Origin of the sequence: Paenibacillus nuruki, from assembly GCF_001721045.1 — a bacterium.
Taxonomy (GTDB): Bacteria; Bacillota; Bacilli; order Paenibacillales; family Paenibacillaceae; genus Saccharibacillus; species Saccharibacillus nuruki.
Genome location: NZ_MDER01000046.1, coordinates 102417 through 127131 on the forward strand (window position 1 = coordinate 102417; position 24715 = coordinate 127131).

At 38.1% G+C, this 24715-nt stretch carries 18 protein-coding genes; 14 read left to right on the forward strand and 4 right to left on the reverse strand.

The window, feature by feature from the left end; genetic code table 11:
- The first annotated feature begins 226 nt into the window (after positions 1-226).
- Positions 227-2596, forward strand: coding sequence for an AraC family transcriptional regulator (locus tag PTI45_RS14170; protein WP_069328252.1), 2370 nt, complete (start codon positions 227-229; stop codon positions 2594-2596).
- A gap of 117 nt (positions 2597-2713) precedes the next feature.
- Here the strand turns inward: PTI45_RS14170 and PTI45_RS14175 are convergent, their stop codons facing one another.
- From PTI45_RS14175 to PTI45_RS14185, 3 genes are read right to left on the reverse strand one after another with little or no spacing between them, the layout of a single operon-like run.
- Positions 2714-4342, reverse strand: coding sequence for a type 2 periplasmic-binding domain-containing protein (locus PTI45_RS14175; protein ID WP_083243544.1), 1629 nt, complete (start codon positions 4340-4342; stop codon positions 2714-2716).
- Between the two features lie 45 nt (positions 4343-4387).
- The gene (locus tag PTI45_RS14180) at positions 4388-5299 is read right to left on the reverse strand and encodes a carbohydrate ABC transporter permease (RefSeq protein WP_069328253.1); all 912 of its coding nucleotides are present in this window, start codon (positions 5297-5299) and stop codon (positions 4388-4390) included.
- Between the two features lie 38 nt (positions 5300-5337).
- Complete coding sequence (locus PTI45_RS14185) at positions 5338-6309, reverse strand: ABC transporter permease (protein ID WP_069328254.1); 972 nt, start codon at positions 6307-6309, stop codon at positions 5338-5340.
- A 469-nt stretch (positions 6310-6778) separates the two neighbouring features.
- Between PTI45_RS14185 and PTI45_RS14190 the strand changes: the two genes are divergently transcribed.
- The 12 genes from PTI45_RS14190 (at position 6779) to PTI45_RS14245 (ending at position 22327) form a co-directional block, all read left to right on the forward strand.
- Complete coding sequence (locus PTI45_RS14190; protein ID WP_069328255.1) at positions 6779-7300, forward strand: general stress protein; 522 nt, start codon at positions 6779-6781, stop codon at positions 7298-7300.
- A 234-nt stretch (positions 7301-7534) separates the two neighbouring features.
- Positions 7535-9271, forward strand: a complete 1737-nt coding sequence (gene treC / locus PTI45_RS14195; RefSeq protein ID WP_069328256.1) for an alpha,alpha-phosphotrehalase — start codon at positions 7535-7537, stop codon at positions 9269-9271.
- 94 nt (positions 9272-9365) lie between these two features.
- Complete coding sequence (gene treP, locus PTI45_RS14200) at positions 9366-11384, forward strand: PTS system trehalose-specific EIIBC component (protein WP_069328257.1); 2019 nt, start codon at positions 9366-9368, stop codon at positions 11382-11384.
- A gap of 94 nt (positions 11385-11478) precedes the next feature.
- Positions 11479-12207, forward strand: a complete 729-nt coding sequence (gene treR / locus PTI45_RS14205) for a trehalose operon repressor (protein ID WP_069328258.1) — start codon at positions 11479-11481, stop codon at positions 12205-12207.
- 313 nt (positions 12208-12520) lie between these two features.
- Positions 12521-13444, forward strand: a complete 924-nt coding sequence (locus tag PTI45_RS14210; RefSeq protein WP_069328259.1) for a PLP-dependent cysteine synthase family protein — start codon at positions 12521-12523, stop codon at positions 13442-13444.
- Positions 13445-13446: 2 nt separating this feature from the next.
- The gene (locus PTI45_RS14215; protein ID WP_069328260.1) at positions 13447-14583 is read left to right on the forward strand and encodes a bifunctional cystathionine gamma-lyase/homocysteine desulfhydrase; all 1137 of its coding nucleotides are present in this window, start codon (positions 13447-13449) and stop codon (positions 14581-14583) included.
- Between the two features lie 447 nt (positions 14584-15030).
- Entirely contained in the window at positions 15031-15798 is a 768-nt protein-coding gene (locus PTI45_RS14220) for a general stress protein (protein WP_069328261.1), read from the forward strand.
- 163 nt (positions 15799-15961) lie between these two features.
- The gene (locus PTI45_RS14225) at positions 15962-16621 is read left to right on the forward strand and encodes a general stress protein (protein WP_069328262.1); all 660 of its coding nucleotides are present in this window, start codon (positions 15962-15964) and stop codon (positions 16619-16621) included.
- A gap of 280 nt (positions 16622-16901) precedes the next feature.
- The gene (locus PTI45_RS14230) at positions 16902-17693 is read left to right on the forward strand and encodes an ABC transporter ATP-binding protein (protein WP_069328263.1); all 792 of its coding nucleotides are present in this window, start codon (positions 16902-16904) and stop codon (positions 17691-17693) included.
- Positions 17693-19207, forward strand: coding sequence for an ABC transporter permease/substrate-binding protein (locus tag PTI45_RS14235; protein WP_069328264.1), 1515 nt, complete (start codon positions 17693-17695; stop codon positions 19205-19207). Before PTI45_RS14230 ends, PTI45_RS14235 begins: the two co-directional genes overlap by 1 nt.
- Before the next feature lie 233 nt (positions 19208-19440).
- Positions 19441-21402: an ATP-dependent DNA helicase gene (locus PTI45_RS14240; RefSeq protein ID WP_069328265.1), complete on the forward strand. Its 1962-nt coding sequence runs from the start codon at positions 19441-19443 to the stop codon at positions 21400-21402.
- A gap of 148 nt (positions 21403-21550) precedes the next feature.
- Entirely contained in the window at positions 21551-22327 is a 777-nt protein-coding gene (locus PTI45_RS14245) for a hypothetical protein (protein WP_069328266.1), read from the forward strand.
- A 46-nt stretch (positions 22328-22373) separates the two neighbouring features.
- On the opposite strand, the gene PTI45_RS14250 is transcribed toward PTI45_RS14245, so the two are convergent.
- On the reverse strand, positions 22374-23561 hold the full coding sequence (locus PTI45_RS14250; RefSeq protein ID WP_069328267.1) for a copper amine oxidase N-terminal domain-containing protein: 1188 nt from the start codon (positions 23559-23561) through the stop codon (positions 22374-22376).
- Between the two features lie 228 nt (positions 23562-23789).
- On the opposite strand from PTI45_RS14250, the gene PTI45_RS14255 reads away from it, so the two are divergent.
- Positions 23790-24452 carry a DL-endopeptidase inhibitor IseA family protein gene (locus PTI45_RS14255; RefSeq protein WP_069328268.1) on the forward strand — a complete coding sequence of 221 codons (663 nt, stop codon included), beginning with the start codon at positions 23790-23792 and terminating at the stop codon, positions 24450-24452.
- Positions 24453-24715: the final 263 nt, after the last annotated feature.

Consider the following 24715-nt stretch of genomic DNA (forward strand, 5'->3'; position numbering starts at 1 on the left):
GTATAAACATAACTATTATTGTAAATGTGATGTAATCTTAAGAGCATTGTTTAGCATTTATTTATGATCAAAAAGAACTAAATTTGTAGTCAAATCACAAAAATACCTTTTCAGCCCAGCAAAATAAGTTACAATTGAAAGGTGAACATTTGTTGAATACATGTAAAAGTGATATAGATGATCCAATAATCATGACGTAATTGCGTTTGATATGAGGAGGGAACAGATGAATCCAAAGCGTACAAGTTCAAGGTTGTTACGTAGTTACATGTTGTCTTATTTGCTTATTTTTCTGATTCCTCTGATTTTGATTACGGTGCTAGTCTATCAAAGTGCAGTCAAAAGTCTGCGTACAGAAATAGAACAATCCAATGTTAATCAATTAAGTCAGGTGCGTATGACGATTGATGGACGGATGAAAGAGTTAAGTGATATTGCTGCTCGAATTAGCTATGACAACAACCTAACGGCTTACATGGTTAAGCATCCTTATTACAGCCGTGAATCGATTAATACGCTGGCTCAATATCGGGCAAATAGTTCGATTGTGGATGAGCTGTTTCTTTATTTTCATGATGATACTGTCATCTATTCTTCACAAGGATTGAGTAATGTAAATGTGGTGTTTGGTCGAACGTATCAATTTAACAATTGGACAGAAGCGCAGATCAATCACGATCTGAACAAAATCAATTATCCCATGACCCGTTTAACGGAGCAATTGGGTACTCATTCTCGCCAGCGATCGATGCTGTTACATATTGTTCCGATCAAGCCGACGGATGCGTATCCGTATGCTTCTGTAGTCTATTTAATTGAAGAATCCAAGTTAACAGGTATGATGGATTCGATTTTGAATGATTTTAAAGGAAATAGTTATATTTTCGATCATAAAGGGCAGGTACTTACCGTCAACAATCATGATCAACCTGTGCAGAATGAAGAATTGAATACGCTTTCAGGATTGGGCGAAGGGATTCACAGTATGATGCTTAACGGCAAACCGCAATCTGTAGTAGCCGTTACGTCAGCGCAAAATGGTTGGACATATGTGACTACGATGCCAAGTGATCAATTTTTTAGTCGGATTTTTCATATTCAGACTTTAATTGTGCTGGTGTTTGCCTTGATTGCTATAGCAGGGATTCCGATTGCTGTACTGCTTGCCCGTAGACAGTATCATCCATTACGTGATCTGGTCGAATTTGCCAAAGAGAAAACCAATCATGCCACTATTCCTTCGATATCTAATTCTACTTCGAATGAATGGACATGGATCAAAAATACGCTTCATGATTATCGTCATCAGATGGATATGCAAGAACCATATGTCCGTCATCAATGTTTGTTACTCTTAATGAAGCATGGCAAGCCAGAAGACCCAGAAACGATCCGTTTAATTGATAGTCTGGGATTAGAAGCAGATCATCAGCAATACTTTGTAATGATTGTCGCCAGTGATATGTTATCAGAAAGAAGGTACACTCCTACGCTTCAGGACACGGATCTTGATGTGATAGAAACACAGCGATTAGACAAATTACTAGATCCTTATTTATTTTTACCGGATATTTTAGCTGAAATTGACCTTTCTCATCTAGAGGCGCATATTTACGGAATCGAGTATTCTTCTGGAAATCGGTTAGCTTTGGCTGTCTGCTGGAATCATATCGGCGAGGTGGAACGTCAGCAACAGATGAAGCAGATTGTAGAAGCGATTAGAGAAATTGTATTTGAACATTATTATACGTTGCCTACAGTAGGGGTAGGAACCAGTTATGAGCGCTTAGATGAGTTGAATCAATCGTTTATCGAAGCGGCTACAGCGATGGAATATCGTTTGACGGATACACAGCACAGTGTCACCTATTTTGATCAATTGAATAGTGAAGCGGATCGTCCTTCAGGTGAGCATTATTGGATCACTAATGAGTCGTTGTTGAAATTATCTCAAAGCTTGAAGCAAGGTAATATTATGGTGGCTTCGCATATGGTGCAGACGATTGTAGCCAATGTGCGCTCTCAAGCTTTACCTCTTTCCTTGATGCGTTGCGTTTTATTTGATTTATTAAATACAGTACTCAAAGCGGCTTCAGAAGTAGGATTAATCCGAAGTATACGCGATATGCCAAAGCTAGCTTCGTTTGAAAGGACAGAAGAGTTAGAAGAACAGTTACATCTTCTGATTGCACGAATTTGTACATGTGCAGAGCACAAAGAAGAAACCAAGCAATTATCGCTGATGGATCAAGTGATTGCTTATGTCAAAGAACAATATTGCGATTATGCTCTTAGTCTAGAAGGAGTGGCTCAACAGTTTTCTATTTCCAGCTCCTATCTCAGTCGTACGTTCAAAGAAAAGACGAGCTATACCTTTTCTCAATATGTCTGGCAGTTACGTATGGATGAAGTGATCCGGCAGATGAACGATACCAATGATCCGCTCAAAGATATTATTTTACGTGTCGGTTATCTGGATACAGCTAATTTTATTCGTAAATTTAAAAAAGAAACAGGCTGTACACCCGGACAATACCGTAAGCAAAGTGTACAGAATGAAAACCAGAATCTGCCGATCAATAATAGTACCGGTTAAAGTATAAGCATAGTGCGTATTTTTTTGAAAAAAAGACCTCAATCGCTATGTTATGCGAAAGAGGTCTTTTGGTGTGTTTATTGTTGTACATTAAAGTATGAGAGAGGAACGGCTAAGTTAGCTTGATTTCCAGCGATCATAAGCTCCTTGATAAATCTCTACAACTCGATCTCCACCCATTTGCTTGATGGTGGCTAGATACGTATCCCAACTTGTTAATGGCTCTTGACCAGTAACAAATTTGGCTTCCATTTGCTCAATATACGTATCCATATCTGCACGTAGACTAGAAATTTCAGCTTGTTCTTCTTGTGTTAGATACAGAATAGGAAATGGTGGCTGTGGATCATAAGCCAGAATTTTCTCATCATTTTGTTTATCTACCCATGTATCAAAATCTTCTTTTAACCCTTTTTGCAAATCAGGGCTTAGTAGAGTAGGAGCAGGTGTACCATAGTTTGGTGTTAATGTGCCACGGTAATCTTCACGGCTGTTGTACTGACTTGGTAGCTCTTTCCATTTCTTCGTATGATCTTTTTCATTAACAGTCTCGTACATAAGACCTTCGGGTCCTTTATCAAACAGCATAGCGCCTTCATAGCTGTACATATAATCTACCCAACGCATTGACGCTTCAGGGGAAGGATTGCTTTCTGTAATCGCAAAGGAACCTGTCGATAAACCGGGATGAATAGCAACGGCTGGTTTGTCTACTGCATCACTTTTCACAGGAACGAACATCGGGTCTTTGGTCGTTGGCTTACCGCCATGGGTGAAATACGCATGCCAATCTTGGAACAGACCCAGTTGATTGTTAGCCCCTTTGGCTTTTTTCTGATCCGGTGTTTGTGAGAATGCTTCGTGATCTAGCAGATTTTCACTCCAGAGACGATTCATATACGTTAAGAACTCACGATAGCCGTCTTCGGTACGAGCAAAATGGACTTTGCCATTGGCATCATTATAGATATCTTCGCCATAGATGCCCCATGCGCCTAATAACCATGAACGAATATCGTCTAATTTAACAGAAGATAATGGAATTTCGTCTTTTTTGCCATTTCCATTCGGATCTTCATCACGGAAACGAACCAGTAAGTCATACAGTCCTTCTGTAGTAGTTGGTAAATCTTTTACTTTCAATGCTTCTAAGAAGTCACCGTTATACCACATCGGGCTACGATACCAGATACTTTGTTGATTGATAACCGGTAAAGAGTAGATATGACCATCCGGTGTAGTGATTGATTTACGAATAGAAGGGTCTTCATCCATAATCTTTTTGAGATTCGGTGCATAATTATCGATTAGACCTTCTAGAGGTACAAGAATCCCTTGATTTCCGTAATTGACTTCATCAGCTTGTGTTAGAGAAGAAGCATAGAAGATATCGGGATATTCGCCACTAGCAAAGACCAAATTCTTTTTCGTTTCAAAGCTATCCAGTGGTGGATTCTCAAAGGTAAATGAAACATTCGTTAACTTTTCCATTTCTTTAAAAGCAGGCATGTCTTTCCAGTTCTGTAGCCCAACATCAGGTCCCATCATCGACAATGTGATCGGCTCTTTAACAATCGGAAAGCCTTCTTTACTTACATTGGCAGCCGAGTTGGAGTTAGCGGCTTCTTCGGCTTTACCGCCCGAACAGCCAGCAAGTAGGGTGGTTCCTAATACCAATGATAATGCGACTGTACCTGTTTTACGCATAAAGGTTGAACGGACTCGGAATGGAGATTGATTTGTCATAATAATCCTCCTTGTAAATGATAGTAGACTTTCGATCGTAAACGCTTACCCTTTCACTGATCCTATCATAACGCCCTGTACAAAATAACGTTGAACAAAAGGATAGACAGCAATAATAGGTAATGTAGCAACAATAATGACTGCATATTTCAGTAATGCTGCCATATCGGCTTTGGCATTCATCGCCATTGCGGCTTCACCACTGGTGGCTGCTCCTTGAGCTGAAGTAGACATTTCTTGCAAGACTAGAATCTGCCTTAATACCATTTGCAGCGGATATTTGGATTGATCATTTAAATAAACCAAAGCGTTAAAATAACTGTTCCAATGACCTACACCGTAGAACAAAGCCATAACGGCAATAATCGGAGTGGATAAAGGGACAACAATTTTTAGAAATAGTCGTAGATTGGTACAACCATCCATATGAGCCGCTTCTTGTAGTTCGATCGGAATAGTAGATTGGAAAAACGTACGAGCCACAATAATGTTCCATACCGAAGCAGCCCCTGGTAAAATTAATGCCCACATCGAGTTGACCAACCCTAATTGTTTGACAATCAGATAGGTCGGAATAAGACCACCGCTGAAAAACATCGTGACCAGAAACATTCCCATAAAAAAGCCACGTCCTACAAAATCTTTACGGCTTAGAGCATAGGCAGCAGGTAAAGTGACCAATAGATTGATTAGCGTACCGACGACCGTATACAAAATCGTATTGCCATAACCGACCCAGATTTTACTATTTTCAAAAACTCTCATATATCCTTCAAATGTAATTCCTTTAGGGAGTAGCCACATTTCACCTGAATTCACATAAGAAGGTGTACTGATCGAAGCACTTAAAATGTACACGACAGGGTAAAGAACAAGCACAAAAGCAATCGCTACATAGAGGTAATTGCAGATCAGAAACAGACGATCTGTTTTCGATTCTTTGATCACAGCAGCCATAGCGTATCCTCCTTAGTATCGTATTCGTGAACAGTACATTACCATAGACTGTGCTCGGTTGTACGGCGAGCAATCTGATTGACAGTGATCAACAGAACCGCATTGATAGCGGAATTAAACAGACCTACCGCAGTCGAGAAGCTGTATTGTACATTAATGAGTCCAGTTCGATATACAAACGTATCAATAACATCAGAAGAACTCATATTCAGTGCATTTTGCAATAATAGAATCTTCTCAAACCCAACACCGAGAATACTTCCTATACTCAAAATCAATAAAATCGTAATCGTAGGGATAATCGTAGGAATATTAATACTGATAATACGACGGAAACGGCTTGCACCATCCATAATAGCGGCTTCATGAAGCTGTGGATCGACCGCAGACAGTGCAGCAAGGTAAATGATAGTCCCCCAGCCTGTGCTTTGCCAGACACCGGATAAGACATACATCGTTTTGAACCATGCGGGATCTGTTAGTAGACTCGGTGCACTAAATCCTGCCCATTCTATAAATTTGATAATGATACCTGTAGAAGGAGACAGGAAGGTAATAATAATTCCAGCCATCACTACAACTGAGATAAAGTGAGGTGCATATGTTACCGTTTGTACCGTACGTTTGAAAAATCCATTTTTAATTTCGTTAAAAGCGAGTGCTAATAAAATAGGTAAAGGAAAACCAACTGCTAATTCGTATAAGGAGATACTTAACGTATTCCATAATAAATCCCAGAAATAATAAGATTCAAAAAAACGCTTGAAATGAGTAAAGCCTACCCATGGGCTATCGGCTATACCTCGTGCAGGAAGAAAGTTTTTGAAGGCGATCTGAATACCATACATAGGTCCATAATGAAAGATAAGAAAGTACAAAAACGCAGGAGCAATTAATAGATACAATTCCCAATTACGTGTAATTCTTTTCCAAAGAGACTTGCGTCGCTCAGTGACAGTCACTTCAGAAATCGAGTCGTTATGAATTGTATTCGATACATTTCTTTGCATCATAGTCCTCCTTTCTTGTGGAACAGTAGAATAATAAAGAAGCGGTATATCGCTATGTGTATACTCTTATTGTAGGAAGATAACCGGTGAAGCGTAAATATGTGAATCATGAAGTAGTGCAACAAAATCTGCATATTCCTTGTCAGTACTGGGTTTGTAGACGTTAGAGTGGGTAGGTATAGGTTCTAAAAAGATCAATAAGTATGTAAAATTTGCTGTCATATCATTAGCGATTTGGGTTATAAAAGTATTTAATTCTTATTTTATAAATATAATAACGCTTACAAAATAAATAAAAATAATCAATGTTAGTTGTATGCGTTTACACATGTAAGGTTAATGATGGTATATCGCTATATGTTTAGTCAAAGGAGGTTATGTTTAAAATATCTCCATACCTTGTAACGGTATATATCTATTGAGTTCGTATAATACATATTTTAAATTCGATCATTAAAGGATGATAATCATGGATCAAAATGATAAAGTGTTGGATAAAATCGTAGGGGTATTTGATAATGAAACTCAAGTGAGTCCTACATTAGAAGATCTGAAAACGGCTGGATTTACAGAACAAGATATCTCTGTGATTGCTAAAGATCATGAAGAGATTGAACGTATTGAACAAGATACTCAAATGGATACCGCAGAAGGAATGGCTTCGGGTGCAGCTACAGGCGGAGTGTTAGGTGGAGTAGCAGGGTTATTGATCGGATTAGGAGCACTAACCATTCCCGGAATAGGTCCTATTCTGGCAGCTGGGCCAATAGCCGCTACCTTTACAGGTGCGATTGTAGGTGCGGGCGCAGGTGGACTGGCTGGTGGATTAGTAGGATACGGTGTTCCTGAAGAAGATGCGCGCCATTATGATGAACGTGTGAATGAAGGAGCTATATTAGTCTTAGTCGATGAATCAACAGGACGTGGAGCCGAAATCTACGAGATTTTCCGCAAAAATAATGCTTCTAATGCTCAATATGATGAAATGTAAAGAATAAAGATTATCCAAAGACGATTGTACAGGGAACTTAACTGTATGATCGTCTTTTTTGATGGATCGCTATCTAGCAATCTGATGTACCTTCTACATATACAAAATAAATAGTCGTTGACAACTTGTATATACAAGAATATAATCCTGTATATACAAGTTGACTGTAAGCGCTGTTGTAGAAGTTCTTATTGTAGAAATTCTATAGTGACCTTACTTAAGGAGAAATAGACTATGAATGCTTTATCTACACAATCTATAGAGATCACTCGCAAAGACTGGTGGCGCAAATCGGTCGTGTATCAAGTGTATCCACAAAGCTTTAATGATACGACAGGTAAAGGCAAAGGTGATATCAAAGGCGTAACCCAAAAGTTAGATTATTTGAAGCAACTGGGTATTGATATTGTTTGGTTGCAACCTGTATATGTTTCCCCACAAAATGATAACGGTTACGATGTAGCTGATTACTACCAAATCAATCCTCAATATGGAACGATGGAAGATATGGAAGAATTGATAGCCGAAATTAAAGCACGAGATATGTATTTGATGACCGATATTGTGGTTAATCATTCCTCAACAGAACATCATTGGTTCCAAGAAGCTTTGAAATCCAAAGATAATCCGTATCGTCATTATTATATCTGGCGTGATCCTGCTCCAGATGGTGGAGTACCTAACAACTGGCAGTCCAAATTTGGCGGTTCAGCATGGCAATATGATGAGCAAAGTGGACAATATTTTTTGACGTTATTTGATAAAACGCAAGCAGATCTCAACTGGGAAAATCCTAAAGTTCGACAAGAAGTGATTAACTTACTCACATTTTGGGCAAATAAGGGTGTTAGCGGATTTCGGATGGATGTGATTAATTTGATCTCCAAAGATCAGAATTTCCCAACCGATACAGACGAAGGTGAGCTAGCGATAAGAGATGGTCGTAAATTTTATACCGATGGGCCACGAGTACACGAGTATGTGAAAGAGTTGTATGAGAAAGTATTTGAACCTTATCAAGCAGTAACAGTAGGGGAAATGTCATCTACAACATTAGAACATTGTATTCGTTATTCTAATCCTGAAGAAAATGAATTTTCGATGACCTTTAATTTTCATCATCTCAAAGTTGATTATCCGCAAGGGCAGAAGTGGGAATTAATGCCGTATGATTTTGAAGCGTTAAAATCGTTATTATCCCACTGGCAAATAGGCATGCAACAAGGAGGAGGATGGAACGCTCTATTTTTCAACAATCATGATCAACCTAGAGCTTTATCAAGATTCTTGAATGACGATCAGTATCGAGTAGAAAGTGCCAAATTATTAGCAACCACTTTACATGGCTTGCAAGGAACACCTTATGTTTTTCAAGGTGAAGAAATTGGTATGCCTAATCCGCAGTGGTCCAGTATTGAAGAATTTCGAGATATTGAGTCTACAAATATGTATCGTATTTTACAGGAACAAGGCAAAACAGCAGCCGAAGCGTTAGATATTATTCGTGAACGTTCACGCGATAATTCACGTACACCAATGCAATGGGATAATAGTCTTCATGCAGGATTCACGACAGGAACACCGTGGATCAAAGTCGATGAGCGTTATCCAGACATTAATGTACAATCTCAGCTTCATGATCCGTTCTCCGTCTATCATCATTATCGTCAATTGATTACACTTCGTCAGGAGATTGAAGTGCTTACGGATGGTACATATGAACGATTAGATCAGTCTCATCCTCAGATATTTGCGTATACACGTTGTAATCAGCATGAGCGAATGATTGTTATTTCTAATTTTAGTGAGCAACAAGCTATATTTAATCTACCTGATTCGATCACACAACAATATAGTGCAGAATCATTACAGTCCGCTCGCTTATTAATTGGTAACACAATGGCTACGCCGTCTTTAAGTCATTCACTGATTTTGGAACCTTATGCTTCTTATATGTGGCTTATCCATTAACAAAGTATATGGTTATAAGCTAAGTAGAACAGATTCTTTCTGTTCTACTTGGTTAGTATATTGAAATGTAGATATATTGAAGGAGTGGGGTCAGTTGGCAGGTATCGATAAAAAAAGTGTAGAGCAGATTATAGCCGCAGTTGGTGGCAAAGAAAATATCGAAGTCGCTACACATTGTGTAACACGATTACGATTTGCTTTGCATGATGATAGTCTAGTAGATAAAGATGCACTGGATCAAAATGATCTGGTAAAAGGGCAATTTTCTTCACAAGGGCAGTATCAGGTCGTTATTGGCCCGGGGTTAGTAGATAAAGTGTACAACGAAATGATAGCGATTACGGGCGGCAACCGTGCTTCCAAAGACGACGTTAAAAGTGCAGCCAGTAAAAAGCAAAACCCGATCCAACGTGCCATCAAAACACTAGCAGATATATTTATTCCGATTTTGCCAGCGATTGTGACAGCAGGTCTGTTATTAGGGATTAATAATATTCTGACCGGTGCAGGTATTTTCTTTGAAGGGTTATCTTTAGTTGATGTCTATCCGCAGTGGAAAGATTTTGCTTCTATTATAAATACGATAGCGAGTACAGCCTTTACCTTTCTACCTGTACTGATTGGTTGGTCAGCCACCACGAGGTTTGGCGGTAGTCCATTACTCGGGATCGTGCTCGGTCTGATTCTGGTTCATCCAGATTTGATGAGTGCTTACAAATACGCTGATGCAGTTAATAGCGGTACAGTTCCTGTATGGAATCTATTTGGTTGGGAAATTAACAAAATCGGTTATCAAGGGCAAGTGTTGCCTGTACTTGTATCCGCTTACGTATTATCACGTATTGAAATCTTTTTAAATAAGCGAATAGCCGATTCATTCAAGCTATTATTATTAGCTCCAATTACGTTGTTAATTACAGGTTTCCTTGCGTTTACAGTGATCGGTCCGGTTACTTTTGCAATCGGTAATGTAATTACAAGTAGCTTTGTTTATGTATTTGACACTGTTCCTGCTCTAGGTGGTCTGATCTATGGTGGATTGTATGCACTACTTGTCATTACAGGAATGCATCATACCTTCCTTGCTGTTGATGTACAGTTGATCGGAACACAAGGTGGTACGTTCTTATGGCCGATGTTAGCACTGTCTAATATTGCTCAAGGTGCAGGTGCACTAGCGATGGTATTAATTTTGAAAGATCAAAAAAGTAAAGGTCTAGCGATAACATCGTCTGTGTCTGCTTTTCTCGGTGTAACAGAACCCGCGATCTTTGGAGTCAATATCCGTTACAAATATCCATTTGTATTCGGTATGATCGGTTCAGCAATAGCAGGTGTATTGCTTACGATTAATCATGTATTGGCGTATTCGATCGGAGTCGGCGGTATTCCTGGATTCTTGTCTATTTTCCCGGATCAATGGGGCATCTTCTTTATCGGGATGGCGATTGTATTGATCGTTCCATTTACGTTAACGTTGATTTACGGCAAGATTATAGTACGTCGCCAGCAAAATAAGGCTTTAGCAGAGGATAACCAAACAGTATCCAAAGCAACAACGCCAACTACTACTGAATCGGTAAAAGGTTCAGCGCAACAAGCATTATCCGGTTCTAAGCCTACAGCTACAAGCGATGCAGATGCTGTCGATGTTTTGGAAGTGTTCGCTCCTGTAACAGGTGAAGCTGTGATGTTGGAACAAGTGCCTGATCCTGCTTTTGCTGAGCGACAAATGGGGCAAGGAATCGCAATTGAACCGACAGATGGGAAGATTGTAGCTCCTTTTGCTGGAACCGTCGTTCATATTATGGCAAATAGTAAACATGCGATGATTCTTGAGCATGCGACAGGAGTACAGATTCTGATTCATGTAGGTATTGATACGGTAGGTCTCAAAGGCGAAGGCTTCAATGTTCGTGCAGCAACAGGTGATCAAGTAGAAGCAGGGCAGTTATTACTCGAATTCGATCGTGATACGATTCGTGCCGCAGGGTATCCTATTATTACTCCTATTATCGTCCCTGATGGTCAAGATATGATTGAGTCGATTGAAGAACTACCTGGTGCAGTAAATGACTTACAATCTCTTATTTTGAAAATTCATCTTAAATAATAATCTGTAGAATTAATCAGTTGGTAAAATGGAGAAAATAATTTGCTGATTTCAGATCATTTAAAAAGTGCTACAATAAATGTGGTGATGACAAGTGAATACTAATATTTTTCTACAAATTTATCATGATTATTCAGAACGTATACAATCCGGCGAGATAGCCGCAGGCACCAAGCTTCCGTCTGAAAATGATCTAACCAGAGAATATGGTATCTCCCGTGAAACTGTTCGTAAAGCACTTCAATTGCTTTCAGAGAATGGCTTTATTCATAAAATCAAAGGGAAAGGTTCATTTGTCTTGGATCTTGGGCGAATGAACTTTCCATTAAGTGGTCTGGTTAGTTTTAAAGAAATGTCAGAACGGATTGGACGGAAGTCGCAAACGATTGTGTATACGACAGAGCATATTCCTATTCCTCATGCTGTAGCTCGTCATCTGGAAACCGACAAACATGCAACGGTATGGCAAGTGATTCGCGCGCGCAATATTGAAGGCGAGAAAGTCATTTTAGACAAAGATTATTTTCGCTCAGATATTGTCCCGTTGTTAACGAAGGAAATCGCGAGTGGATCGATCTATGCTTATCTGGAAAATGAATTGGATTTGCAGATCAGTTATGCCAAAAAAGTCATCTCGGTTGAAGATGCCACAGCGGAGGATAAAGAATTGCTAGATTTAAAGCAGTACACTCATGTGGTGGTTGTACGTAATTATGTGCATTTGGAAGATACGACTCTTTTTCAGTACACAGAATCCAGACATCGCTTGGACAAATTTCAATTTGTTGATTTTGCCAGACGTTCTCCGGGAGAAGAGAAATAGCTTTAGGATGGCTTGAAAAAGAGTGCGTTATCAAAAGGTCTATACACATTCGCTGTAACATAGTGAATGTGTATAGACCTTTTTTAATTCTAAAAGTGAGCTGAATAGTTTATGTCATAGTGAGAATAAGTGTAAAGATATTTGACTTTTAATCGTAATCTTACTACACTCAGAATATAGATTTATAATTCCTATTTGTTTAATTGGTTTTTTTATTTTTCTATTTATTGACCAGTGGTTTAAAATGCAATATTCGTTATTATTGTTCATATAACATCATATAATGATTACGTAATTAAAGGAGCAAAATAGAATGGCTTTATATCGCAGTACGATGGATTTGATCGGAAATACACCTCTTGTGGAGATCAATGCCTATACATTACCACGAGGTATTCGTTTATTCGCTAAGTTGGAGTTTATGAATCCGGGAGGCAGTGTTAAAGATCGTGTAGGTAAAGCACTACTTCATGAAGCACTAGCTACAGGCAAAATCAAACCGGGCGGTACATTAGTAGAAGCGACAGCAGGAAATGCAGGGATCGGTCTAGCGATGGCAGCGATCCATGAAGATATTTCTGTTGTTTTTGCAGTGCCTGAGAAATTCAGTATTGAAAAGCAGACGCTTATGAAAGCTTTAGGCGCTCGAATTGTACATACGCCGACAGCTAAAGGTATGCGTGGTGCAATCGACAAAGCACGTGAACTGGTTGAAGAGATTCCCGGGGCTTATTGTCCGGGACAATTCACCAATCCTGATAATCCCAAAACGTATTACCAAACGATGGGACCTGAGATTTGGAACGATCTCGAAGGGAAAGTTGATGTTTTTGTAGCCGGTGCAGGTTCAGGCGGTACATTTATGGGCACAAGTCGTTACTTGAAAGAGCAAAATCCCAATCTTAAAACAGTGATCGTCGAACCAGAAGGTTCTATTATCAATGGTGGCGAATCCGGTTCGCACAAAACAGAAGGCATTGGCATGGAGATGATTCCAGAATTTATGGATAAATCTTATTTCAATGCGATTCATACCATCAGTGATGAAGATGCTTTTAACCGTGTCGCTGAATTGGCTCGCTTAGAAGGGCTACTAATCGGAAGCTCCGCAGGATCAGCGTTACATGCAGCACTACTAGAAGCTGAAACAGCGCCTGATGGTGCACATATTGTTACTATTTTTCCGGATAGCAGTGAACGTTATTTGAGTAAACAAATTTATGAAGGTGGTATTTAACTATGAAACGCAAAACAAAATTAATTCACGGCGGTATCTCCGGCGATCCACATACAGGCGCAGTCAACGTTCCTATTTATCAAGTCAGTACGTACAAGCAAGAAGAAATCGGTGTACACAAAGGATATGAGTATTCACGTACAGGTAATCCAACTCGATTTGCTTTAGAAGAATTGATCAAAGATTTGGAAGAAGGATTCAAAGGATTTGCTTTTGGTTCAGGTATGGCGGCTATTCATGCCGTATTCACTTTGTTCAATACAGGGGATCATGTGCTGTTAACTGATGATGTCTATGGCGGTACGTATCGGATTTTCACCAAAGTATTGGCTCGTCTTGGGATTGAGTCTACTTTTGTAGATACGACTGATCTTGAAGCGATTCGTCAAGCGATCCAGCCCAATACGAAAGCAATCTATGTGGAGACACCAACCAATCCATTGCTTAAAGTAACCGATATTCGCGCAGTAGCTGATGTCGCTCATGAACATGATCTATTATTTGTCGTCGATAATACCTTTGCGACACCATACTGGCAAAATCCGATTCCTTTAGGTGCAGACATTGTACTTCACTCGGCGACTAAATATTTGGGTGGTCATAGTGATCTTGTAGCAGGTTTGGTCGTTGTCAATAATGAAAAGCTAGCTGAAGATATTCATTTTATCCAAAATGCTGTTGGTGGAATTTTGGGTCCTCAAGATGCATGGTTATTGATTCGGGGTATCAAAACATTAGGACTACGTATGGAAGCGATAGAACGTAATGCACACGAAATCGTTACTTTTTTATCAGAACATCCAGCAGTAAGCAAAGTGTATTATCCCGGACTTACTTCTCATCCTCAACATGAATTATCCAAAAAGCAAACGGCTGGCTTTGGTGGTATTATTTCATTTGATGTAGGTAGCGATGAGAAAGCAGCGGCATTACTGAAAAAATTAACGTATTTCACATTAGCTGAAAGTCTAGGCGCAGTGGAAAGCTTGATTTCGGTGCCTGCACGTATGACGCATGCTTCTATTCCAGCAGAACGCAGAGCAGAGCTAGGTATTACGCCAGGTCTTGTACGGATTTCTGTAGGGATTGAAGATATAGAAGATTTAATAGAAGATCTGACTAAGGGCTTAAATTCCTAATCATTAGCCATATGATAAAGCGATAATCTATCACTATAAATGACAAAATTGAAATATTTAATTTTTGTCTATGACATAGTGAAATGATTATCGCTTTTTTTAATATAGTCGTATTTTTATGGATACATAAAGTAGAAATGAAAGATAAGTTATGAACGTATTTGTATAATATTACGGAAATGAATAATCAGAAGTATAAATAGTTATTGAACAGAGAACCTGCATAGGTAAGCTCAAAATGATAATAATAGGATCAAAATACCACCTATATAAACCAATATTAGCTGATTTAATCACTTTTATACGGTTAATACTATAATAGACACCTAAAACATATATAAAAAAAAGTGCATATTATTGTTTGCACAATTATAACTACATTCTAAACATATTCATGACAATCTGGTTTTCCAAAATGTGTATTGATCCTGAGGAGGACGAATGAAAATGATGAACCATGACCATGTAAATGAGATGAATAATGAACAAACAAATGACAAAGTTGTAGGAATGTTTGTAGACGAGCAACATGCGACTCAAGCGATCGAGCAATTGAAAGCAGCAGGTATTTCTACTGATCGAATCTCTGTTATTGCTAAAGATAAAAAAGATCTAAAACATATTAGTGATGAAACAGGAACAAAAGCTCCTGAAGGTATTGCAACAGGCGCAACAGCTGGAGGATTACTAGGCGGTACAGCAGGACTTCTTGCAGGCTTAGGAATGATGGCTATTCCTGTATTTGGACCAATTATGGCAGCAGGCCCTATCGTAGTTGCTTTGACAGGTGCGGCAGTAGGCGCCGGTGCTGGTGGTCTAGTAGGCGGTCTTATTGGACTTGGTATTCCTGAAGATGAAGCCGCAGAATACGAGAACAATGTTAATGAAGGACAAATTCTAGTCTTGGTCGATGAGTCAGCAGGTCATCGTGATCAAATTTATGATATTTTCCGCACCAACCATGCTTCAAATAGTCGATTTTATGGTCGCAAAGATTCAGCGTCTCCGACTATCCCGACAACTGATCATTTAAGTGCACCTGTGGATCATACCGTAACAACAGATCACACAGATCATGATCGTTCACAAGTAACAGAAGAAGAGCAAGCGCTACGTTTACGTCAAGAAGAACTTCTAGCACGTGAAAATGAGCCTGTTATCAAAGAAGATGTAGCGGCGAATACAACTAACCCTTTACATCGTAATCAACGATAAGAAGTGCGTTGTTATATGAACAAACAATATCATTTATGAATTACAAAATAATTCTAAATAATCCAAATTAAGTGTTTTAAATATTTTTATACGGTTAAGTCTATATCAGAGTCACACGAAATCTAAATACAAATTTGGTATACATCCCAAGGAGGAAAACATCATGGAAAATAATAATTTGAATACAAACAACAACGAATTGAACAACGATAAATTAGTAGGCGTATTTCAAACCGAGCAACAAGCGAGTCAAGCTATCGAAGATCTAAAAGCATCAGGTATTAACAAAGACAATATCTCTGTTATTGCTAAAGACAAAAAAGACTTGAAGCATATTAGTGAAGAAACAGGAACAAAAGCACCTGAAGGTATTGCAACAGGAGCAGCAGCAGGCGGTACTATCGGTGGTGTTGCAGGACTTCTTGCAGGTATCGGAATGATGGCTATTCCCGTATTTGGTCCTATCATGGCAGCTGGTCCAATCGCAGTAACATTAGCAGGAGCCGCAGCTGGAGCTGCTGGTGGCGGACTTGTTGGTGGACTTATCGGACTAGGTATTCCTGAAGATCAAGCAAAAGAATACGAAAACAATGTAAAAGAAGGACAAATTCTAGTGTTGGTTGATGAGCAGACAGGTCGTCAAGTGACTGTATATGATATCTTCCGCAAAAATCAAGCTTCTAATACTAGATATTATGATACAGATACAACAACGACTGCTTCCACAACAGGAACAGGTCTTGATAACGTAAATGTTGATCCTGATTTAAATGATGGTCGAGTTGGCGATGAGCGCGATCCGTTGAACTTACCTAGAAAATAAGTTGTTACTATTGAGACAACAATAATAAAGCTATGTATCGTTAATGCTTTAAAAGACTCTATAAGCTAATCGCTTGTAGAGTCTTTTTTTCGTATTTCTGTTTAAGTGTTCCATTAGATATAACTTGGGTAATAGTAAAAGAAGTGAAATATAGTCAATATGCCATTATTTGATTACGCAAAATTTGTTTGTATGAAAACTCGGTCGAATGTATTGGTTCGGCGCTGATGTTATACATAACCTATAAAGATCAGATGGATGATAAAGAGGAGGCAGATTTATGATTAAGTTGCAACAAGTCACGAAGCAATATGAAGACGGTACGATTGCTGTACATCCGATGAATTTACATATCCAAAAAGGAGAATTTTTTGTACTGGTTGGGCCTAGTGGATGTGGTAAAACAACAACACTCAAAATGATCAATCGATTGATTGAACCAAGTTCAGGATCGATTGAAATCAACGACCAACAAGTGAATCATATGCCTGTACATGAATTGCGACAAGGAATAGGGTATGTGCTACAACAGATTGCTTTATTTCCACATATGACGGTAGAAGAAAATATAGCGATTACACCTGAATTATGCGGATGGGATCGTAAAAAAACAGATCAACGAATCGATGAACTTCTTCATATGGTTGGACTTGATCCTAAAGTGTTTCGTACACGTAAACCAGATGAATTATCTGGAGGGCAACAACAACGGATTGGTGTATTACGTGCACTGGCTGCTGATCCACCCGTTATTTTGATGGATGAACCTTTCAGTGCACTTGATCCTTTGGCGAGAGAACGATTGCAAAATGATCTGTTAGAACTACAAGCGACCATTCAGAAAACGATTGTATTTGTAACTCATGATATTCAAGAAGCGCTTAAATTAGGAGATCGTATTGGTGTGATGCGTGAAGGGCATATTATTCAAGCGGATACACCAGAACAATTGTTACATCATCCAGCAGATCCTTTTGTTAGTGAATTTTTTGGTTCGGTACAAGTAGAATCCAATCCATTACCTTCACTACTCCAAAAAACGTCTGTATATAGCAAAGGAGAAGCTGAATAATGAATAATTTGTGGGAAGTCATGATTCAGCGTCAGGATCAATTATTACAAGCATTAACTCAACATATCCTGATTTCTTTTGTAGCGCTATTATGTGCTTTGATTATTGCCATTCCTTTAGGGATCTATATCGCTCGTCATTTGAAAATATCAGAAGGAGTGCTAGGCGTTGCCGCTGTATTACAGACGATTCCTTCACTGGCTTTGCTTGGTCTGTTGATTCCGTTACTAGGGATTGGTATTGTACCTGCTATTGTAGCGATAGTGATCTATGCATTGTTGCCTATTTTGCGTAATACATATACAGGTATTCGAAAAGTCGATCCTTCTTTAATCGAAGCCGCAGATGCTATGGGTATGACACCGATGAAGAGATTGTTCAAAGTCGAGTTGCCTTTAGCGATGCCTGTTATTATGGCAGGTATTCGTACAGCGATGGTTCTTATTATTGGAACAACTACACTGGCTGCATTGATTGGTGCAGGTGGGTTAGGAGATATTATTTTACTAGGGATCGATCGCAATGATACAGCATTACTGATCTTAGGAGCGGTACCGGCAGCGTTACTTGCGATTATATTCGATCTATTACTACGTGTGATTGAAAAAAGATCATTCCGACAATCGATCATCTGGTTATCTGCTACAGCATTAATTGTAATTGCAATTAGTGTGATTCCGTTGTTCAACAATACGCAAAAAGATTTGGTGATTGCAGGTAAGCTGGGTGCAGAACCAGAAATTCTGATTAATATGTACAAAGAATTGATCGAACAAGATACAAGCTTAACAGTTGAACTAAAGCCAGGCATGGGTAAAACTACATTTTTATTCAACGCTTTAAAAAATAAAAATATTGATATCTATCCTGAATTTACAGGTACAGCTCTGGCAGAATTCCTTAAAGAAGATGCTGTCAGTACAGATAGTACAGAAGTATACAATCAAGCCAAAGAAGGCATGTCCAAAAAGTTCAATATGGATATGCTAGCACCGATGAAATATAACAATACGTATACATTAGCTGTACCAGAGGCATATGCAGAACAGAACCAATTGGAAACCATGTCTGATCTGCAAAATGTATCTTCACAAGTTAAAGTTGGATTTACACGCGAATTTGCCGATCGTAATGATGGATATATTGGGATAACCAAATTATACGGATTCACTTTCCCTAATTTGCAAACGATGGAGCCCAAACTCCGTTATAGTGCGATCGCATCCGGTGATATTCAATTGATGGATGCGTATTCGACAGATAGTGAACTACAACGGTATAAGCTAAAAGTGCTCAAAGATGACAAAGGATTATTTCCACCCTATCAAGGTGCCCCATTGATGCGGGATGAGACATTAAAGCAATATCCTGAAGTGGCAGAAGCATTAGAGCGCTTATCCGGTCAGATCACTGATGATGAAATGCGCGCCATGAATTATCAGGTAGATGTCGAAGGGAAGCCTGCATCTGAAGTGGCAACCGCCTTTTTACAGCAAAAAGGGTTATTGAAATAAGAGATATACACTAATGATGGATATTCTTGCAAGCTAATTTCAATAAGAATATGAGTTGAACAAAAGTCGTACTTTTCAGTGGATGATTCGCTGAATCGTGCGACTTTTTGGGCTATGCAGAGAGAGGATTTGAAATGTGAAAAATTTGTTCATAATCAGTTGTACCTTGTTGTTCACATTTGAGGTATAATGAAAGGATGCACTAAATTAGATCATTTGGAGGAATACACGGATTGAACACTTATCCATTTACATTTGATCCCGGACAACCATTTATTAAGCAAGCGAGTGATTGGATCGCGGATGTATTTTATGATATTTTACCCGAAGCCGGCTTTGAGGTAAGAGACGAACAGATTTATATGGCTTTTCAATTGGAAAAAGCATATGCCGAAAAGAAAACTATTTTTGCAGAAGCTGGCGTAGGTACAGGTAAAACATTAGTGTATCTTTTGTATGCGATTGCTTATGCCCGGTATACACGTAAGCCTGCTATTATTGCTTGTGCAGATGAGTCGTTGATCGAGCAGTTGGTAAAACCAGAAGGCGATATTAGCAAACTGGCTAAGCATTTGAACTTGGTCGTCGATGCCCGTCTTGGGAAATCGCCAGACCAATACATCTGCTTGAACAAATTGGATGTCGTACGTGACGATGCAACTGAAAGTGATGTCTATCGTGATATCTATGCAGGTTTGCCTGAATTTGTTCACTATCCAGATACGATGCAATCTTTTTACCCGTATGGGAATCGTAAAGAATATCCTGAATTAACCGATGGCGAATGGAGCCGAATTGGTTGGGATGTATTCCAAGACTGTCTGGTCTGTCCGCAACGTCATCGCTGTGGGCAAACATTATCGCGTGAACATTATCGCAAATCATCTGATTTGATTATTTGTTCGCATGACTTTTATATGGAACATGTCTGGACATATGATGCACGTAAACGTGAAGGACAACTTCCTTTGCTACCTGATCATAGCTCTGTTGTTTTTGATGAAGGGCATTTGCTTGAAACGGCGGCTCAAAATGCACTCACACACAAATTAAAACATTCGCTTTTTGAAAGTATTGTAGTGCGTTTGTTAGAAGGCGAAGTTCGTGAGACGTTAGCGCTAGCTGTTGAAGAAGTGATTTTGGAAAGTGATATCTTATTCGAGAAGTTAGCGAAGTATAGCCAGCCTGTACCTGCATCGGATCGGAAAGAAATCAACTGGAATACCGATCTTATGAATCAAGTAGGACGTGTGCAAGCACAGATTGCTGTCATTGAAGAAGAATTGGTATTTGAAAGTGCATTATTTACACTGGATGATTATCAGTTGAAGATTGTAGAAGAACATCTAGAAATGATTCAAATTGCACTTAACCTTTGCCGTAGACAAGATCAATTGATCTCTTGGGTGACAGGGGAAGAAGCTGATCTTACCTTAGTGATTATGCCGAAAAAAGTAAAAGAAATTCTGAATGAGAAAGTATTTGCTAAAAAAATGCCTGTTATTTTCTCTTCAGCTACCTTATCGGTAGAAGGTTCTTTCGATTATATTGCGCATAGTCTAGGAATTGATAAATATTTGTCCTTCTCGGTCGCATCTCCTTATGATTACAAAGAGCAGATGCAAGCGAATCTAATGCCTGTATTACCAGGGGTGACAACAACTTCTGGAGCTTCTTTGGGATTGCTCGACTTGAATGCGGTCCATGTTCAGTCTGAACGTGTACTGGAATTGTTAGATCAATCGGGTGGACGTGCATTGATTTTATTCTCGTCTATCGAAGAATTAGCCGCTTTCCGTCAAAGTACACAAAGTCTTACAGGATATGCTAAGTATCGGATTTTGTACGAAGGATCGGCTGAGATTAGTCATTTGATCTCTGCTTTCCAACAAGATGAGACCAGTGTATTATGTGCAGTCACCCTATGGGAAGGATTAGATATTCCGGGACCATCATTGTCCAATGTGATTGTCTGGTCATTACCATTCCCATCTAACGATCCACTGTTTGCTTCACGTCGTGCTGAGGCTGTTAATGCATTTGAAGAAGTTGATATGCCTTATATGTTACTTCGTCTTCGCCAGGGTATGGGACGCTTAATTCGTTCCCGTGAAGATAGCGGAAGCGTATCAATCTTTGGTCGAGAACTCGATCAACCAGATGTTCGTCAAGCTGTTGAGCAGTTGTTACCTTAATACAATAAATAAAGTTAATATGTACCCATATGAAATGACTTAGTGAACAGCAAAGTTATTGTTAGAAAATCATAGTAGAGGGGATTGAATAGTTTTTATTCAATTCCTTTTTGCTGTGAATATAATACATAAGAGTAGGGGATACAATATGCAGATGATCGATATTCAAGCGATGTATGAGCAATTTAATACATTGAGCGCCAGTACTAAGTTTGTCATTGCAGGTGTAGCGACTTTTTTTGTATTTATGTACAAAACATTTGCGACTATGTATGCTGAAAATGATAAAAATATACAGGCAGTAGCTATTAAAAAGAACGAATTACTTTATAAGTTACAAGCAGGTTTATCTATTTATGAAAAAAGCAGTAGAAGCCTTCAAGATCAAAATGAACTTATTAATAAGCTTTCCGAATGTATCATCTATTTTGATTATAAATTAAGGAGCAAAATAGAATTATTCTATAGTAACCGTTCAGAAGCGACTTTGAATGTGATAAAAATAGCTATTAAAAATGAGGTAAATAAAATGCCTATAGCTATTCAAGAAGTATCTACTGTAGAGCAGTTTATATTGTTTTCAATTAAAATAGTTAGACCCGTATTTTCTGTAATGGTAGTACTTATGTATTTCGTTTTAAGTATTTTTATATATATTAATGTTTCTCAAACTATCGGTTGGTCAGCAAAAATTAACATGATATGCTTTTTTGGTGTTATTATTATATCTTTCTTTTTACTGACTATATTAGTAGATTCTTTATTTAACAATATGAAATCGGTTAGATTTTCAATTGTACAAGGGTTATATCTTGCTTTTATTCTATTAATGGTATTTCCTTTAAGAATAGATTGGATATCGCCGATTTTTTTGATAATAACGCAATTTGTTTTATTTATCTTTTTCATAAAATCTAAAAAGTAATGATTGTAGTGAATCCAATTATTCTATCTCTTCTAAACGGGTAATATCAATCTTTCATCACATATACATACTTTTTCACTCCGCTTTTTGAATAACCATGATTTTCAAAAGTCAAAGCTCCATTTGTATTTTCACCTGTAAATATCAGATCATCTCCATGATAAGGCACATCATTAAGTTCACAATACTCTTGTTCTTCTTTATTCAACAACTTTTTATATAGAAGAACACTAGACTTATCTCGTAAATCAATTAATGTAAGAAGACCTGTATGATTAGGACGAACAATTAAATACGTATCAGTGATTCCAACTACCGAGTAATTAGTTTGTATACCTGTGAGGGTGGCTAAGTTATAACGAGAAGTGACTTTGCCTGAAAAATCTAAAAATTCAAGTGTATCTTTATTAACAAGTACAGCATTGTCTTTGTATTGGATAACATTTTGATCATACCTTTGCCAGTAATCAGCGTGTGCCTGACGAACTATTTTATCATCTTTGACAAAAGCTGTATAAAAATCATAATTGATCATTGGTTCACCAAAATTATCTAACCATTCAACCGTATGACCGCTTGTACCGATATCATAGACTTGAAGACGTACCAGATGTTCAAGTTTGGCTTGCAATTTGCCTGCCAAAACTGGTTTGGCAAAAGAAGAAGAAGAGAAGTACAGTTCATTATTTTGATTATTGAACCAGACAGTAGCCGTTTTGCTATTTGCTTTAGCATAGGTGGTATTGGACTTGAATGTAATGACTTGTTTTTTACTATTCCAAATCACTTGCTGACCTGAAGCTTCTGCAATCATACGGGCAGGTACATACGTAGTATTTTTGATCGTACGTATTGCTTGTGGAAGATTTTTAATTTTACTATTGATCTTCACTGTTCCTTTTTTCTGATTTAATTCTGTTAAATATTTAGGATAAGTTAGTGTAATGGTATGTTGAGAGCTATTCCAATACGTATGAATCCCTACTTTTTGACTGATTTCTCGCAAAGGCAAATAGACTGAACCTTGAATCATAAGAGGTGAGGTTTTAAGATCTTGTGTAATATTACTTTCATTGAGCATGACTTGAATAATAGACTGAGACGTAGATGATTCAGCATAAGCAGTTGCTGATTGATCTGTATGTACAGTAGTGAATAGAACGACATAAAAAGTGCTAGATAATAAGGCAATTGCAACAATTTTGGCAGTAGAGCGAATCATAGAATATATCATTTGTTATACCTCCTTTAGTAGACTAAATGTGTAAATTATAATATAAGAACGTTATAATAGACGTGAACTAAAATAAAAAGTTGCATTTACTACTCCTAATGGATATAAATGGTTAAATATTGAGCGAAAGTGGTATATAGGTTATGTATATGTCATAATAAAGAGGTTACATAGTAACGATTACAGATTTCAAAATAAAAGAAAGCACATTTGAGAGGACATGAAATAATGAAAAAAGTAAACAAACTGGCTATTGGCACTTGGGCACTTACTGCTTTGGTAACGGCATCGTTATATTCAGCACATTCGGTGCAAGCAGCATCTTCAACTCCAGCATTACCTGCTGCTAATGCATCTAAAGCAACAGCATCCACCACAACTACTGCTACAACACCAGCAGTCTCTTATTATACAAAAGATGGCGTATGGACTGGAGTGAAAAAGTTAAATCATGATAGTGTAACTCCACTGATTGTCGAAGCTGAAAAAAGATATGTATATACATCCACCGGTGGTAAACCATCTACAACGAACGCTACTTTTTCTCTAAATAACAAAACATATCGCTATTTGTCTACAGATATTGATACACATGCTAAATTGTTAGCCTATTTGAAAGAAACGTATACGCAACAAGCGAGTGAAGCGTATATTCAAAAATATATCATCGAAAACAATGGTAAACTTGCACAATTGGTCACTGAAAAAGCTAGCATGTTAGAATTTAACCGTTCTACTGCTAAAATGATCAGCATGACTGATACCGCTCGTGTATATCGTTTGACCGTTCCTTATGTTAAAGATGCACATCCAGTAGAGCGTATGCTGGTTAAGTTCGAATTAGTAAACGGATTTTGGAAAATCAATACATCACCAAGCGCATTATTCTAATCTTGGGTTGTTCTTTAGAATTCAATCTTCTCTATAGAACTAACTATTAAAAAATGCTTTTTCTAACGTGATCGATTACGTTTAGAAAAAGCATTTTTAATTTAATGATAACGAGACAAAAGTTTTATATGATGTTGTCCATATATCCACTATGAAATTAGGAATAAATTTGAAATATAACATCCTTTTTATTGATATATAATATTTTTATATATTTAACAGGATAAATATGTAAAATAGTTACTTATAAAAGTATTTATAAT